Raw genomic sequence first — 15,853 nt, forward strand, 5'->3', positions numbered from 1 at the left:
GCCCCGGAGGTTTCCCCCCGGGGCTTTGTCGTTCGGCTGCGGCCGGATCAGTCGATCTTGGGCAGCGTCTCGAACTGGTGGAAGGGCGGGGGGCTCGACAGCGTCCATTCGAGCGTGGTCGCGCCTTCGCCCCAGGGATTAGCCTCCGCCTTCTTGCCGGCGAGCAGCGAGTAGATCACGTTGACGAAGAACACCGCCATGCCCGCCGCCATGATCATGTAGCCGACCGTGGCGGTGTGGTTCCAGAATGCATACTGGTCCGTATAGTCGGGAATGCGGCGCGGCATGCCCTGCAGGCCCAGGAAGTGCATCGGGAAGAACAGCAGGTTCACGCCGGCGAAGAACACCCAGAAGTGGATCTGGCCGAGCAGCTCGCTGTACATCTTGCCCGTCATCTTCGGGAACCAGTAGTAGAAGCCCGCGAACAGACTGAACACCGCGCCCAGCGACAGCACATAGTGGAAGTGGGCGACGACGTAATAGGTGTCCTGCATATAGTCGTCGACGCCACCATTGGCGAGGACGACGCCGGTCACGCCGCCGACGGTGAACATGAAGATGAAGCCGATCGCCCAGACCATCGGGGTCTTGAAGCTGATCGAGCCGCCCCACATCGTCGCGATCCAGGAGAATATCTTCACGCCGGTCGGCACCGCGATCACCATGGTGGCGGCGGTGAAGTACATCTTCACCTGCACCGGCAGGCCGGTGGTGAACATGTGGTGCGCCCAGACGACGAAGCCGACCAGGCCGATCGCCACCATCGCATAGGCCATGCCGAGATAGCCGAACACCGGCTTGCGGCTGAACGTCGCGATGATGTGGCTGATGATGCCGAAGCCCGGCAGGATCATGATGTACACTTCGGGGTGGCCGAAGAACCAGAACAGGTGCTGGTAGAGCACCGGATCGCCACCGTACTGCGGATCGTAGAAGGCGGTGCCGAAGTTGCGATCGGTGATCAGCATGGTGATCGCCGCGGCGAGCACCGGCAGCGCGAGCAGCAGCAGGAAGGCGGTGACCAGCACCGACCAGGCGAACAGCGGCATCTTGTGCAGCGTCATGCCCGGCGCGCGCATGTTGAAGATCGTGGTGATGAAGTTGATCGCGCCGAGGATCGACGCCGCGCCCGCCAGGTGGAGCGAGAAGATCGCGAAATCGACCGATGGCCCCGGCTCGCCATAGGTGGAGAGCGGCGCATAGACGGTCCAGCCGGTGCCGGCGCCCACCCCGACAAAGGGCGAGAGCATCAGCAGCACGAAGCCCGCCACGGTCAGCCAGAACGAGATGTTGTTCATCCGCGGGAAGGCCATGTCGGGCGCGCCGATCATGATCGGCACGAACCAGTTGCCGAACCCGCCGATCATTGCCGGCATCACCATGAAGAACACCATGATCAGGCCGTGCGCGGTGATCAGGACGTTCCAGAAGTGCATCGCCTCGTCGAACGTGCCTTCGCCGTGCAGTTTGGCGACCCACCAGGGCAGATACTGGATGCCCGGCTGCATCAGCTCGGCACGCATGATGCCCGAGATCGCGCCGCCGATGATCCCCGCGAAGATCGCGAAGATCAGGTAGAGCGTGCCGATGTCCTTGTGGTTGGTCGACATGAACCAGCGCGCGAAGAAGCTCGGCTTGTGATCGGCGTCGTGGTCGCCATGCGCATGATCGTGCGCGGCGGAGTAGGGGAGCGCGGTATCGGTCATGGCTCAGTTGCCCGTGTTGCCGGCGCCGGCGGGATTCGCGGTCGCAGGCTGGTTGGACGGTGCCGCGGTGGCGGTGGCATTGACGGTGGGTTCGGCATCCGTCGAGCCGTTGGCAGTGGCGTCGGTCGCGTCATTGCCCATCGCGGTGGTGCTCGCCGGCTCGGCCTTGGTGCCCGGCATGGTGCCGCCCTTCGAGGCGACCCACTGCGCGAACTTGGCCGGGCTCACCGCCTCGACAGCGATCGGCATATAGGCGTGGCGCGCACCGCACAGTTCGGAGCACTGGCCGAAATAGACGCCTTCCTTCTGGATGATGAAGCTCGTCTCGTTGAGGCGTCCGGGGATGGCATCCAACTTGATCCAGAAGGCGGGCATCGCCCAGCTGTGGATCACGTCGGTCGCGGTGGTGACGAGCCGGATCGGCACGCCGACCGGCAGCACCACGCGCTGGTCGGTAGCGAGCAGGCGGGGGCCGTCGGCATCGGTGCGATAGCGCTGATCCTTGCCGACCTGCCCCTCTTCCTTGAGCATGTTGGCGGTTAGCTGGATGTTGCCGTTATCCGGATATTCGTACGACCAGAACCACTGGTTGCCGATCGCCTTCAGCGTCACCGCCCCCTTGGGTGCCGGCTTGAACTGCGCGGCGAGCAGCTTGATCGAGGGGATCGCGATCGCCACCAGGATCAGCACCGGCGCGAGCGTCCAGACGATCTCGATCGCGGTGTTGTGGCTGGTGCGCGACGGCGTCGGGTTGGCGGCACGGCGATAGCGGATGATCACCCACACCAGCAGCAGCAGCACGAAGATCGAGATGATCGTGATCAGCGGCAGCAGGATAACATTGTGGAACCAGTGCGCTTCCTGGCCGGTGGGGGTCACCTGTTGCTGGAGCGAAAAGGCCTTGTCGATCGGCTCGCCGACACCGGGAACGGCGGTGTGCAACGGCTTGCCCGCGGCATCGAGCGTCGGGTCGGCAACCTTGGCGGCGGGTGCGGCAGGCGCTGCAGCGGCGGCCGGCGATGCGGCAGGGGCCGGGGCGGCGGGTTGCGCCGATCCCGGTGAAGCGAAGGCCAGACCAGCGGCCAGCAAGATCGACGGTACCAAGAAACTGCGCATAAGGTGTTGTCACCCCTCTCCAGGAACGCACAACCGGGGCATCCTAGCGGCCCTTTGTACCAAAGGTATAGCTGGGAAAAGGCCATGCTCAACCTTTTTCGCGTGCGGTTGCGGTAGCAGCCCCCGCCACTTAAAGGATCGTTCCACCGTTGACTTCAGGAGCCCAGACATTGACCGGAGACGCCATCCTCGACGAATTTCGCGACGCAGGCGCGTTGCTTGAGGGGCATTTTATCCTGTCTTCGGGTTTGCGCTCTCCCGTATTTCTCCAGAAGATGCGTATTTTCGAAGATCCGGTCCGCACCGAGCGGGTGTGCGGCGCGCTGGGCAAGCTGATTCGCGAGACGTTCGGCGAGGTCGACATCGTCGTCTCCCCGGCGATCGGCGGCATCATCCCCGGCTATGAAACGGCGCGCGCGCTCGGCTGCAAGGCGGTGTTCGTCGAGCGCGAGGACGGCGAGTTCCAGCTGCGCCGCAGCTTCGAGATTCCCGAAGGTGCACGTGTCGTGATGGTCGAGGACATCGTCACCACCGGGCTTTCCTCGCGCGAGTGCATCGCCGCGATCCGCAAGCACCCCGGCACGCTGGTGGGTGCTGCGTGCATCGTCGATCGCTCCAACGGCAAGGCCGATGTCGGCGTGCCGCTGATCGCGCTGACCAAGCTCGACGTGCCGGCCTACCCGGCGGACCAGCTCCCGCCCGAGCTGGCGGCGATCCCGGCGATCAAGCCCGGGAGCCGGGCGATCACGGCATGACCGGCAAGCTGCGCCTCGGGGTCAATATCGACCATGTCGCCACCGTGCGGAACGCGCGCGGCAGCGGCTATCCGGATCCCGTGCGCGCGGCGCTGCTGGCCGCAGAGGCGGGGGCGGACGGCATCACCGCGCATCTGCGCGAAGATCGCCGGCACATCACCGATGCCGACATTGCCCGGCTCTCGGCTGAACTGACGGTGCCGCTGAACCTGGAAATGGCGGCGACCGAGGAAATGCTGGCGATCGCGCTGAAGCATCGTCCGCACGCCGTGTGCATCGTGCCGGAGAAGCGCGAGGAGCGGACCACCGAGGGCGGGCTCGACGCGGCGGGCATGTTCGACCTGCTGGCACCGATGGTCGGCAGGCTGCGCGACAATGGCAGCCGCGTGTCGCTGTTCATCGAGCCCGAGGCGCGCCAGATCGACGCGGCGATCCGGCTCGGCGCGCCGGTCGTCGAGCTGCATACCGGCCGCTATGCCGAGCTTTCCGGTGACGATCTCGCGGTAGAGCTGAAGCGGCTGTCCGACGCAGCGGCGCTGGCCGCGCGCAACGGCATCGAGCCGCATGCCGGCCACGGGCTGACCTTCGACAATGTCGTGCCGATCGCCGCGATCCCGCAGGTGATGGAACTCAACATCGGCCATTTCCTGATCGGCGAGGCGATCTTCGACGGCCTCGGCCCCGTGGTGCAGCGGATGCGCGCGCTGATGGACTCCGCCCGGTGAGGCTTGCCTGCCTTCTCCCTCTCCCGCCTGCGGGAGAGGGCCGGGGTGAGGGTGAGTCGGGCGCCTCAAGGTCGACCATTTCGCGAACCCCACACACCCTCACCCTTCCGCCGCCTGCGGCGGCTCCCTCCCTCTCCCGCAGGCGGGAGAGGGAAATATGATCCTCGGGTTGGGATCGGACCTGTGCAACATCGAGCGGATCCGCAATTCGCTCGATCGCTACGGTACGCGGTTCGAGCAGCGCGTGTTCACCGAAGTCGAGCTCGCCAAGGCCGCCAAGCGCCCGCACAATTACGCGCCGACGCTCGCCAAGCGCTTTGCGGCGAAGGAGGCATTTTCCAAGGCGGTCGGAACCGGGTTCAGCCGGGGCGTGTTCATGAAGGATATCGGCGTGGTTAATGCACCGTCTGGCGCACCCACGCTCGCGCTGACCGGCGGGGCCAAGGCGAGACTTGACGCCATGACGCCACCGGGACACGTGGCCAAGGTGCACCTGACGCTCACGGACGACATGCCCTGGGCGTTCGCGATGGTGATGATCGAGGCCGTGCCGGCGGAAAAGGATATGTGATGGGGGCGGACGAACTGGCGTTGAGCAGCAAGCGGAGCGAGCGACGCCAGAGCGCCACACGCCAGGGTACCGATTGGTGGGCCGAACTGCGCGGCCTCGTCTGGCTGGTGCTGGGCGTGCTCGCCTTCCACAGCCTGATCGCCAAGCCCTTCTACATCCCCTCGGAATCGATGCTGCCCAATCTGCGAGTGGGCGACCAGCTGATCGTCAGCAAATATCCCTACGGCTATTCCTTCGTCACGCCGACCTTCCATTTGCTGCCGCCGATCCCCGGGCGCATCCTCGGCCGGCTGCCCGCGCGCGGCGACATCGTCATCGTCACCCCGCCGCAGCACAGCACCGACTATATCAAGCGCGTGATCGGCCTGCCCGGCGACACCATTGCCGTGCGCGACGGGATCGTCTGGCTCAACGGCAAGCAGGTGGCGCGCGAGCCGCTGGGCGAGCGGCTGGTGCCGATCGACGGCAACACCCGCTGCGATCCCGATCCCGAGCGCGGCGGATCGATCTTCTACGAAGGCCGCCGCGTCGTCCATCAGGGCAAGGCCTATTGCAGCTTGACGCTGTTCCGCGAGACGCTGCCGAACGGCGCCAGCTACGACGTCGCCGACCTCGGCGACTCCGCCGGTGACAATTTTCCGCCGACCGTGGTGCCCAAGAACCATGTTTTCCTGATGGGCGACAATCGCGACAACAGCGCCGACAGCCGGTTCAGCCTCGAACAGGGTGGCCTCGGCGGCCCAGTGCCGTGGGAAAATATCGGCGGCCGCGCCGAGTTCATCACTTTTTCGCGCGACGGCTCGTCGACATGGAACCCGCTGACCTGGTTCACGGGTTTCCGTGGGGATCGGTTCGGCATTTCGCTGCACCCTACCCACGAGGATAAATGAGCAACGATCCGCTGGAATCCGCGCACGTCCGCGTCGTGCGCGAACCGGGCCCGAACGAGTTTCGCGACCCCGCCACCCGCGCCGAATTCAAGAAGGCCGCAGTCTGGCTGGGCATGGCGGTGGGCATCGCGCTGATCGTGCTGCTGATCCAGCCGCTGCTGATCATCTTCGCCGGTCTCGTCTTTGCCTCGATGCTCGATGGCGGCGCCCGGCTGCTCGGCAAGGTGCTGCCGATCCCGCGGGGGCTTCGCATCGGCCTGGTGCTGCTGCTGGTCTTCGCGTTCTTCGGTCTCGTCTTCTACCGCACCGGCATGCAGATCGCCGACCAGGCCGAGCAGCTGCGCACCACGCTGGAGGCGCAGGCCAATCGGGTCGCGCGCTGGGCCTCCGACATGGGGCTGATGCCCGGCCGCTCGGACATCAACGGCATGCTGCGCGAGGCGCTGGGTTCCGTCGGCAAGCTGACCACGGCCGTCGGCACCGCGATCGGCGCGGTGACCAGCATGATCATGATCCTGATCCTCGGCCTGTTCATCGCGCTGGAGCCGCGCATCTACGAGCGCGGGCTGCAATGGATGGTGCCGCTCGACCAGCGCCATGCCTTCGCCCACATGCTGGGCGGCATGGCGACGACGATGCGGCGGCTGCTCGCCGGGCGCCTGCTCGGCATGCTGTTCGAAGGCGTGCTGACCTGGATCTGCCTCAGCGTCGCGGGCGTGCCGATGGCGCTGCTGCTCGGCATCATCACCGGCGTGCTGGCCTTCATCCCCAATGTCGGCGCGATCATCTCGGGCGTGCTGATGGCCGCGGTGGGCTTCAGCGCGGGCCAGGAAACCGGCATCTGGGCGATCGTCATCTATTTCGCCGTGCAGAATTTCGACGGCTATGTGGTGATCCCGATGGTCGCCAAGCGCACCGTCGACCTGCCGCCGGCGCTGACGCTGTCCTCCCAGATCCTGTCGGGCACGCTGTTCGGCGTGCTCGGGCTGGCGCTGGCCGATCCGATGGTGGCGATGATCAAGGTCGCGCTGGAGAGCAACGCGCGGCTCAACGGCAAGAAGCCGAAGAGCGACGACGACGCCGAGAAGGACTGAGCCCGTGCTCGTGCTGCACGACTATTTCCGCTCCTCGGCGGGGTATCGAGTGCGGATTGCGCTCGCCCTGAAGGGGGTGGAGCATGTGCGGCACGAGATTCCGCTGCTCGAGAACGCCCAGCGCAGCCCCGAGCATCTTGCCCGCAATCCCCAGGGGCTGGTGCCCGCGCTGGAAGCGGACGGGCGCATCCTCACCCAGAGCCTGGCGATCCTCGACTGGCTCGACGCGCGCTACCCAGAGCCGCGGCTGATCCCCGCCGATCCCGATGCACGGGCCGATGCGCTGGCGCGGGCGATGGTGATCGGGATGGACGTCCACCCGATCAACAATCTGCGCGTGATGCGCCATCTGGAGCATAGCATGGGCGCCGATGCAGCGACGCGCTCGGCCTGGACGGCGCACTGGATGACCGAGGGTTTTTCGGCGCTGGAGTCGATGGTGCGCAACTCGGTCGGCGACGGCCCGTTCCTCGGGGGTGCCGCACCCGACATCTCGGACTGTTTCCTGGTCCCGCAACTGTTCAACGCCCGGCGCTTCGCCGTGCCGCTGGATGCCTATCCGCTGCTGCTCCGCGCCGAAGCGGCTGCCGTTTCCCATCCGGCGTTCGTCGCCGCCCATCCGGATACCGTCGCACCACATGCTTGAAAAACTGGGATGCGCCGTCGCGGCGCTGTGCGTGGCGGCCCCTGCCGTCGCGCAGGATCGTGCGCAGGACGAGATCGTCGTGACCGGCCGCGGGCTCGACGTGCCGCCGGGCGATGCCGCCTATGACGTGGTGACGATCGACCGCGCCCGGCTGGCCGACACTGCCAGCAACCGGATCGAGGATGTGCTGGCTGATGTCGCGGGGCTCGCGCAGTTTCGGCGCTCGACCTCCACCTCGGCGCATCCGACCAGCCAGGGGATCACCTTGCGCGGCCTGGGCGGCAATGCTTCGAGCCGCGCGCTGCTCCTGCTCGACGGCGTGCCGCAGACCGATCCGTTCGGCGGCTGGGTGCCGTTCCCGGCCTATATGCCGGGTCGCCTGGCGGGCATCCGCGTGACGCGCGGCGGCGGCAGCGGCTTTGCCGGGCCGGGTGCGCTGGCGGGCACGGTCGAGTTGGAGAGCGGCAGCCCTGCGGAACTCGGCAGGCTGAACGTCGGGGCCTTCTATGGCAGCCGCGACAGCGTCGACGCGAATGCGGTGGCGGCGGTGCCGGTCCGCGGCGGCTTCTTCACCGTCGCCGGGCAATATGGCCGCAGCGACGGCTTCGTGCCGATCGTGAACCCCGGCCGCGTCGATCGCGCCGCGCCCTATGAGCAGGCGAGCGTCGCGGTGCGCGGCGTGACGGATGTCGGGGGCGGCACCGAGCTCCAGACCAACCTGTCCGGCTTCACCGATCAGCGCGACCGCGGCACCGCCTTCACCGACGTTCTGAGCAAGGGCGCGGACGCCAGCGTGCGCCTCGTCCACCGCGGCAACGGGCAAAAGGGCGAATGGGGCTGGTCCGCGCTCGCCTACCTTCAGGTGCGCCAGTTCGAGAGCGGTTTCGCCAGCATCTCCGCCGCGCGCGACACGGTGAGCCCGGTCGTGCAGCAGGAAGTCCCCGCAACGGGCATCGGCGGCCGGATCGAAGTCGCCCCGCCCGTGGGCGGCGGCGTCACGCTGCGCCTAGGCGGCGACCTGCGCCGCGTCTCGGGCGAGACGCGCGAGCTCTACACCTTTGTCGGCACCAACCCGACGCGGCGACGCATCGCCGGCGGCGCAAGCCTCACCACCGGCGGTTTTGCCAACGCCAGCTACACCAGCGGCGACTGGACGCTCGATGCCGGGGGGCGGCTCGACCATTGGACGATCTATGACGGCAGCCTGTTCGAGGCGCCGCTCGCCGCCGGCCCGGTGCTGACCGACACCCGCTACGCCAACCGTCATGGCTGGGAACCGACCGGACGGCTGGGCGCGGCCTATGCGATGGGCCCGGTGACGCTGCGCGCGGCTGGCTATCGCGGCTGGCGGCTTCCGACGCTCAACGAACTCTACCGACCGTTCCGCGCAGGTGCCGATGCTACCGCGGCGAACCCTGGTCTCGATCCCGAACGGCTGTGGGGCGGCGAGGTCGGCGTCGACCTGCGGCCGGTGCCCGACCTCGTCTTCCGCGCGACCGGCTATTGGAACCGGTTGGACGGCGCGATCGCGAATGTCACCCTCGCACGCGGGCCGGGAACCTTCCCCGGTGTCGGCTTCGTCTCGGCGGCGGGAGCCTATCGCCAACGCCAGAATTTGGATGCCGTAGAGGCCAAGGGCGTCGAACTCGACGGCCAATGGACGCTCGGCGCCTGGAGCCTTGCCGGATCCTGGGCCTATGCCGATAGCCGCGTCCACGCGTCCGGTGCTGCGGTGTCGCTCGACGGGCTGCGTCCGGCACAGACCCCGCGCTTCCAGGGATCGGCGACGCTCGCCTGGCGTTCGGCGCTGGCCAATGCCTCGGTGACCGCCCGCTATGCCGGCGCGCGGTTCGAGGACGACCAGAACAGCGCGCGGCTCGATCCGGCCTGGACCGTCGATGCGACGCTCGGCGTGCCGGTCACCCGCACGCTTCGCATCGAGGGACGCGCCGAGAACCTGTTCGATGCAGAGGTGCAGGCAGGCATCAGCGGCGGCAACGTCATCGAGCGCGCTACCCCGCGCACCCTGTGGATCGGCCTGCGCTACGCCATGCGCTGACGGGAGGCGCAGGCGGCCGCAGCAGCATCTACTTGCGATTTGCCTTTCTAGTGCCCAAATCGCTGCCGGAATAAACCGCAATGTGGTAGGATAGCGCCACTATCGCGCGACGCGCCGGACGACCGGGGAGACGCCAGGACGCGGGATAGTTGCGATTGTTGCGGTCTTTTCGGTGGCGCTTTTGAATCGATTGAACAGGCAGGCGGGGGAGGCTTCGGTGAACACGCGCATGGCCGAGGCTGCGCTTCCGGCTGCACCCGATCTCGGGGGGCTCGAGCCCGTCGAGAAGATCAGGCGTCGCTGGCCGATGTGGCTCGGCGCAGGCCTCACGCTGCTGATGGTGGTGGGCCTGGGCCGCGAGCTGTTCGGCGGCGGGCTGACCGGGCTGGCGCGGGCATTGCCCACCAACCCGCTCTTCTACCTGGTCTTTGTGCTCTACTACCTCACCTCGCCGACCTTCGATTTCATCATCTTCCGCAAGCTGTGGCGGATCCCGATCGACGGGATGATCGCGCTCAACAAGAAGCGGATCGCGAACGAAGTGCTGCTCGGCTATTCGGGCGAGGCCTATTTCTACGCCTGGGCCCGCCAGCGCACCCAGATGATCGCGGCGCCGTTCGGCGCGGTGAAGGACGTCACGATCCTCTCCGCGATCGCCGGCAACGCGATGACGCTGGCGGTGGTCGCGATGGCGCTGCCCTTCGGTATCGACCTGCTGAAGCCCGCCGAGTTCAACACGCTGATGGGCTCGATCGCGGTCATTTTCGCGATGTCGCTGCCCTTCCTGATCTTTTCCAAGCGTGTCTTCTCGCTACCGCGCGGTGAGCTCTGGTGGGTGTTCGGCGTGCACTGCATCCGCATCATCACCAGCTCGGTGCTGGTCGCCTTCGCCTGGCACTTCGCGATGCCGCAGGTTTCGCTCGGCATCTGGCTGCTGCTGTCCGCCGGGCGCCTGCTCGCCTGGCGCCTGCCGCTCGTGCCCAACAAGGAACTGTTGTTCGCCAGCTTCGCGATCATGATCATCGGCCAGGGCGAGGCTTTGTCCGAACTGATGGCGCTCATCGCCGGCCTTTCGCTGGCCGCGCACATCGTCCTGATCGCAGGCTTCGGCCTGTATGCATTGCTTACGAGGAAAACCGCATGAAGCGCACCGACCTTCTGGCCGCCACGCTGCTCGCCGCTGCTGCCGCCGTGCAGCCAGCGTCGGCGCAGACGCTGGGCGAGGATGCCGGCGCCTGCACCGGCGGGCACGGGCCTGCCATCCAGGCCGAGATCACCGGCCTCAAGGACCGCAGCGGGCGGCTTAAGCTGGAGCTGTATCCGGCGACCGAGGAGGATTTCCTCAAGGACGACCGCGACCTGATCAAGGAAGGCAAGACCTTCCGCCGCATCTGGGCAAACACGCCGCCTTCCGGCGCGGTTATCATGTGCATCCGCGTGCCGGCGCCCGGCGAATATGCGGTGCTGTTCACCCATGACCGCGATGGCAAGAACAAGTTCAACTTCTGGTCGGACGGCGCCGGTTTCCCCTCGAACCAGCGCCTGGGCCGCAGCCGTCCCAAATTGCGTCAGGCGATGGTGCGCGTCGGGAACGGAGTGACCACCGTGAACATTCGGGCGCAGTATCTGCGCGGACTGGGAGGGTTCAGCCCGCTCGAGTGAGGAACGGCATGCGGATCGTCGACGTCAACGAGTTCTACTCGCCCACCGGCGGCGGCGTGCGCACCTATCTGGATCGCAAGATGGGACTAATGGCCGATCTGGGGCACGAGCTGATCGTCGTCGCGCCGGGCGCCGAGAATGCGGTGGAGGAACGCCCCGGCGGCGGCGCGATCCACTGGATCAAGGCCCCGCCGCTGCTGCTCGATCGCAACTATCGCATCTTCGTCAAGGACGAGCCGGTCTGGGCCGCGCTCGATCGCCTCAAGCCGGACATCGTAGAGAACAGCTCGCCCTGGCTGCCCGCCTGGACGGTGGGGCGATGGCAGGGCGACGCGCTCAAGGTCTATTTCGCGCATGGCGACCTGGTGGGCACCTATCCCCAGCGCTGGCTCGACACCGTCGCGACGCCGCTCCAGGTCGAGCAGGCCTTCGGCTGGTACACGCGCTACATGGCCCGCTTCCTGGCGCAATATGATGCGTTCGTGACCAACGGCCCCGCGCTCGCCAAGCGCTTCGAGCGGCGGGGGCTCAAGGTCGATGCGTCGGTGCCGCTGGGCATCGACCGCGGCTGGTTCTCCCCCGATTTGCGTGACGAGAAGCTGCGGGTGTCGCTGCTCGCCCAATTGGGCCTGCCGCCCGAGGGGCATCTGCTGCTCGGGCTCGGGCGCCAGCACAAGGAAAAGCGCTGGCCGCTGGTGATCGAGGCGGTGGAAGCGGCGGCGAACGATCTGCCGGTGGGGCTGATGCTGCTCGGCGACGGGCCGCAGCGCCACCAGCTCGAGGCGCTGATCGCCGACAGCCCGCATATCCGCATCTTCCGCCCCGTCTATGACAGGTTGCGGCTGTCGCGGATCATCGCCAGCTGCGATGCGCTGATCCACGGATCCGATGCGGAGCCCTTCGGCTTGGTCGCCTGGGAAGCGCTGGCTTCCGGCCTGCCGCTGATCGGTCCGGACGAGGGCGGGTTCGCCGAGATCGCCGAGCCGCCTTTCGCCGAGACCTATGCCGCGCGCGATACGCTCTCGGCCGCCGATGCGATCCGCCGGCTGTTCGCGCGGGACCAGACGATCCTGCGCCATGCCGCGCGGGTGGGCGCCGCCAAGGTGCGCAGCGACGCCGATCACGCCGCCGCGCTGATGGACTATTATGCGGGCTTGCTGGCGGCCCGGCGCGGGGGGGCGGCCGAGGAAATCTCCGGCGCGGCATAGACGGTGGTCGGCACGGTACCCATCCAATAGGTGCCGCGCGCCGAATAGCCGAGCCGATGCAGATAGCGCTCCACGCGCGCGCGCACCGCCGCTCGCTCGCCGCGGAACGGGGTGCGCATCACCACCACCGCCGGGCGGCCGGCGAAGATGCGATCGACCTCGGCAAGCTGGTCGACGCCCAGCGCGCCGTCTTCCCGCTCGCGCGACAGGTGATCGGGGAACAGCCAGGGGCTCAGCGCGCAGCGATCCGTCGCGCCGTAGAGCATCGCATTGCCCGAATGGACATAGAGGCAGCCGTCGCCATGGCCGATGGCGTCGGCGATCGTCGCCAGCTGGGCGGCGTTCCCGCGCTTCGCCTGGACGATCAGCACCGAGAGCGTACCGGCGATGAAGGCGACCGCCAGCAAGGTCGGCGCAACGATACGGCGGCCCGGGCGCTCGCGCGCGAAGAAGGCGGCGCAGCACAGGCTCGCCGGCATCATCGTCGGCAGCGCATAGTGCGGATACCAGGAGCCGAACACGATCAGGCCGACCAGCGCGGCGATCAGCCAGCCGAACAGCAGCGCCTGGCCCGGCCGCAGCGTGCGGCTGCGACGCATGCCGAGCCAGGCCAGGCAGCTCAGCACCAGCAGCGGGGCAAGCGGCACCGACACTTCGAAAAAGGCGCCGACCAGGTCGATGAACGGATCGCTGCGGCGATCGAGGATCGAGCCGAAATTGGCATAGGCCCAGGCATCGAAATGGCCGAGCCAGGCATAGACGACGGCGGCAAGCAGGGTCGGCAGCATCGCCATCGCCGCATAGCCGAGGCCGCGTCGCGCGAGATGGACCAGGCTTGTCCCCAGCACCGCCTCGCGGCGGAGCAGCCAGAGACCGAAGAACAGGCCTTCGAACAGCACCGTGTACTTCACCTGCAGCGCCAGCCCGATCAGCAGCATCGCCAGCAGGTTGCGGCCGACGCGCGCCGGATCGCCGTCCCGGTCGCGCACACGCGGCAGCAGCAACGCGACGGCGCCGATGGTCAGCAGGTTGTAGAAGACCGGAGCCTGCCCGCCTTGGCCGTCCGCGGTGTTGAGCATCAGGATGTACAGCAGCGCCGCCGGCAGCGCACCCGCGCCCCAGCCGACGCGATCGGCGATCCGCGCGATCAGGCCGGCAGTGAGGACGACGCAGGCGAGCGCCATCAGCTGATAGGCAAGGATGCCCCAGGGCATGCCCAGCGCCGCGGCGGGGAGGTACAGCAGGAACAGGCCGACCGGCTTGCGATCCCAGATGTCGACGAAGGGGAGGGCGCCGTGCAGCATGCGCTCGGCGGTGACCCAGTAGAATTGCTCGTCCACCGCGACCAGCGGATTGCCGAAGGTGACCGCACGCACGGCCACCGCCGTGGCGAGCAGCAGCAGCCAGCGGGGAACCGCCGCCGCGGCCGCGGCCAGCCCGGTCCTCGGTTCGGCTTGGCCGAACCTTTCAATCTGTGTCGCCATCAGCCGGCGTTGCCGACCGCTGGTGCCGCGCCGGTGCGGCGAGGCGACCGGGCAATGCCCGGCGCGGTTGGGAATGCGTTCACGTGCGCCTTCGTCTCCGTGCCGCCGGCGGTATTCCCGCTCGGCAGGGTGCGTTCCCCCAGTTTGTCACGCCCCAAAACCCGATTCGCCAAATTGCCTAGCCCAGCTTTGCGCCGCTGTCACGAACACGACACCTGGCGGCGGCAGGGAGCGCTCGACCGAACAAGGGACGCGACAAAATGACTCTTCGACTCGACCGCCGATCGCTGCTGCTCACCGGAACGCTCGGCATCGGCGCGCTGGCACTTCCCGGCATTGCGCTTGCGCAAGCGACTGCGCGCGGCTTCACCCATTCGGTGGCGAGCGGCGAGCCGGGGCCGGACACGATGCTGCTCTGGACGCGCTACGTCCCCGCCGATGGCGGCGCGGTCAAGCTGCGCGCGCAGATCGCCACCAGCGCCGACTTCACCCGCATCGTCGCCGAAGGCGAGCAAATCACCGGCCCCTGGCGCGACCATACCGCCAAGGTGACCGTGGCGGGCCTCGCGCCCGACACGCGCTATTTCTACCGCTTCGTGGCGCCCGACGGCAGCTTCTCACCGATCGGCCGCACCAAGACGTTGCCGCTGGGTGACGCGCGCCGCTTCGGCATCGCGATCTTCTCCTGCTCGAACCTGCCGTTTGGCTATTTCAATGCCTATGGCCATGCCGCTGCCCGGGAGGACATCGACCTTTGGGTGCATCTCGGCGATTATCTCTACGAATATGCCAAGGGGGGCTATGCGCCGGCCGGCGGCGCGATCGGCGGGCGTCTGCCCGAGCCGGTCGGTGAGATGATCCACCTCGCCGACTATCGCCTGCGCTACGCCAGCTACCGCGCCGATCCGGACCTGCAGGCGCTGCATGCCGCCAAGCCGATGCTCGTCCAGTGGGACGACCATGAAAGCGCGAACGACAGCTGGGAGGGCGGCGCCGAGAACCACCAGCCCGACCAAGAGGGCGACTGGAGCGCGCGCAAGGCGGCGGCGATGCAGGTGTTCCGCGAATGGATGCCGGTCTCCGAGACGCCCTGGGGCACCTATGAGATCGGCACGCTGGCGACCTTCTTCCGCACCGAGAGCCGCCTGCTCGCGCGCAGCCAGCAGCCCGATGTCGCGCCGCTGTTCAAGGAAGCCGATCCGGTCAAGGCGCTCACCGCGTTCCGGGATGGTCCGTGGCACGATCCGGCGGTGACGATGCTCGGCAGCGAGCAGGAAGTGTGGCTCGACCATGCGATGCGCCGCTCGGTGCAGGCCGGGCAGCGCTGGCAGGTGGTCGGCTTCGGCACGATCCTGGGCAATCTGTCGACACCGGCCGCGGCCATGGACTGGCTGTCGCCCGACGCCGATCCGCGCGCCAAGGCCTATGTCCAGGCCGGCGTGCTGGCCGGCAAGCTTGGCCTGCCGCTCGGCTATGACAGCTGGGGCGGTTATCCCGCGGCGCGGGCGCGGTTCCTCAAGTCGTCGCAGAGCATGGGTGCCAACCTGCTGGTGGTGTGCGGCGACAGCCACAATGCCTGGGCGTTCGACCTCGCGCAGGACGGCAAGGCGGCGGGCGTCGAGTTCGCCGGCCAAGCGGTGACCTCGCCGGGCTTCGAAAGCGCGCTCAAGACCGATCCGAAGGTGATCGCCGCCGCGATGGTGAAGGCCAACCCCGAGCTGAAATGGTGCGACACCAGCCGCCGCGGGTACATGGCGCTGACGCTGACGCCCGACGAGGCGCGCAACGACTGGGTGTTCGTCGACACGGTTGCGGAGCGCAGCCTCAAGGCGAGCGTGGGCCATACCGCAATCGTGGCGCGGGGGCGGAACGTGATGGCGGCGTAATAGGAAGCGAAAGAACCAGACCGTATCCTCTCCCGCCAGGGGGAGGTGGCG

At 67.7% G+C, this 15,853-nt stretch carries 14 protein-coding genes; 11 read left to right on the forward strand and 3 right to left on the reverse strand.

Going from position 1 to position 15,853, the window contains the following annotated elements; all coding sequences use genetic code 11:
* Positions 1-47: 47 nt before the first annotated feature.
* Both ctaD and coxB read right to left on the reverse strand, forming a co-directional pair.
* On the reverse strand, positions 48-1,706 hold the full coding sequence (gene ctaD, locus ABIC65_RS21630) for a cytochrome c oxidase subunit I (RefSeq protein WP_354311548.1): 1,659 nt from the start codon (positions 1,704-1,706) through the stop codon (positions 48-50).
* A gap of 3 nt (positions 1,707-1,709) precedes the next feature.
* A complete protein-coding gene (coxB, locus tag ABIC65_RS21635) occupies positions 1,710-2,822 on the reverse strand; it encodes a cytochrome c oxidase subunit II (RefSeq protein WP_354311550.1) in 1,113 nt (370 codons plus the stop codon).
* 170 nt (positions 2,823-2,992) lie between these two features.
* On the opposite strand from coxB, the gene pyrE reads away from it, so the two are divergent.
* From pyrE to ABIC65_RS21685, 10 genes are all read left to right on the forward strand, one after another.
* Positions 2,993-3,577 carry an orotate phosphoribosyltransferase gene (gene pyrE, locus ABIC65_RS21640; RefSeq protein WP_354311552.1) on the forward strand — a complete coding sequence of 195 codons (585 nt, stop codon included), beginning with the start codon at positions 2,993-2,995 and terminating at the stop codon, positions 3,575-3,577.
* Positions 3,574-4,302, forward strand: coding sequence for a pyridoxine 5'-phosphate synthase (locus tag ABIC65_RS21645; protein WP_354311554.1), 729 nt, complete (start codon positions 3,574-3,576; stop codon positions 4,300-4,302). The genes pyrE and ABIC65_RS21645 overlap by 4 nt, the downstream gene beginning before the upstream one ends.
* A 157-nt stretch (positions 4,303-4,459) precedes the next feature.
* On the forward strand, positions 4,460-4,873 hold the full coding sequence (gene acpS / locus ABIC65_RS21650; protein ID WP_294256519.1) for a holo-ACP synthase: 414 nt from the start codon (positions 4,460-4,462) through the stop codon (positions 4,871-4,873).
* Positions 4,873-5,763: a signal peptidase I gene (gene lepB, locus ABIC65_RS21655; RefSeq protein WP_354311556.1), complete on the forward strand. Its 891-nt coding sequence runs from the start codon at positions 4,873-4,875 to the stop codon at positions 5,761-5,763. The genes acpS and lepB overlap by 1 nt, the downstream gene beginning before the upstream one ends.
* Complete coding sequence (locus ABIC65_RS21660; RefSeq protein WP_354311558.1) at positions 5,760-6,857, forward strand: AI-2E family transporter; 1,098 nt, start codon at positions 5,760-5,762, stop codon at positions 6,855-6,857. The genes lepB and ABIC65_RS21660 overlap by 4 nt, the downstream gene beginning before the upstream one ends.
* 4 nt (positions 6,858-6,861) lie before the next feature.
* Positions 6,862-7,503, forward strand: coding sequence for a maleylacetoacetate isomerase (gene maiA / locus ABIC65_RS21665; RefSeq protein ID WP_354311560.1), 642 nt, complete (start codon positions 6,862-6,864; stop codon positions 7,501-7,503).
* On the forward strand, positions 7,496-9,562 hold the full coding sequence (locus ABIC65_RS21670; RefSeq protein WP_354311562.1) for a TonB-dependent receptor plug domain-containing protein: 2,067 nt from the start codon (positions 7,496-7,498) through the stop codon (positions 9,560-9,562). Before maiA ends, ABIC65_RS21670 begins: the two co-directional genes overlap by 8 nt.
* Positions 9,563-9,791: 229 nt before the next feature.
* Positions 9,792-10,706 (forward strand): hypothetical protein, encoded by a 915-nt coding sequence (locus ABIC65_RS21675; RefSeq protein ID WP_436286761.1) that lies wholly within the window; start codon positions 9,792-9,794, stop codon positions 10,704-10,706.
* Positions 10,703-11,224 carry a DUF2141 domain-containing protein gene (locus ABIC65_RS21680; protein ID WP_354311566.1) on the forward strand — a complete coding sequence of 174 codons (522 nt, stop codon included), beginning with the start codon at positions 10,703-10,705 and terminating at the stop codon, positions 11,222-11,224. The genes ABIC65_RS21675 and ABIC65_RS21680 overlap by 4 nt, the downstream gene beginning before the upstream one ends.
* 8 nt (positions 11,225-11,232) lie before the next feature.
* Positions 11,233-12,432, forward strand: coding sequence for a glycosyltransferase (locus ABIC65_RS21685; RefSeq protein WP_354311567.1), 1,200 nt, complete (start codon positions 11,233-11,235; stop codon positions 12,430-12,432).
* Here the strand turns inward: ABIC65_RS21685 and ABIC65_RS21690 are convergent.
* Positions 12,369-13,916, reverse strand: coding sequence for a hypothetical protein (locus ABIC65_RS21690; RefSeq protein WP_354311569.1), 1,548 nt, complete (start codon positions 13,914-13,916; stop codon positions 12,369-12,371). The genes ABIC65_RS21685 and ABIC65_RS21690 overlap by 64 nt on opposite strands.
* A gap of 260 nt (positions 13,917-14,176) precedes the next feature.
* On the opposite strand from ABIC65_RS21690, the gene ABIC65_RS21695 reads away from it, so the two are divergent.
* A complete protein-coding gene (locus tag ABIC65_RS21695) occupies positions 14,177-15,802 on the forward strand; it encodes an alkaline phosphatase D family protein (protein WP_354311570.1) in 1,626 nt (541 codons plus the stop codon).
* Positions 15,803-15,853: the final 51 nt, after the last annotated feature.

Source organism: Sphingomonas trueperi, from assembly GCF_040545665.1.
GTDB lineage: Bacteria > Pseudomonadota > Alphaproteobacteria > Sphingomonadales > Sphingomonadaceae > Sphingomonas > Sphingomonas trueperi_B.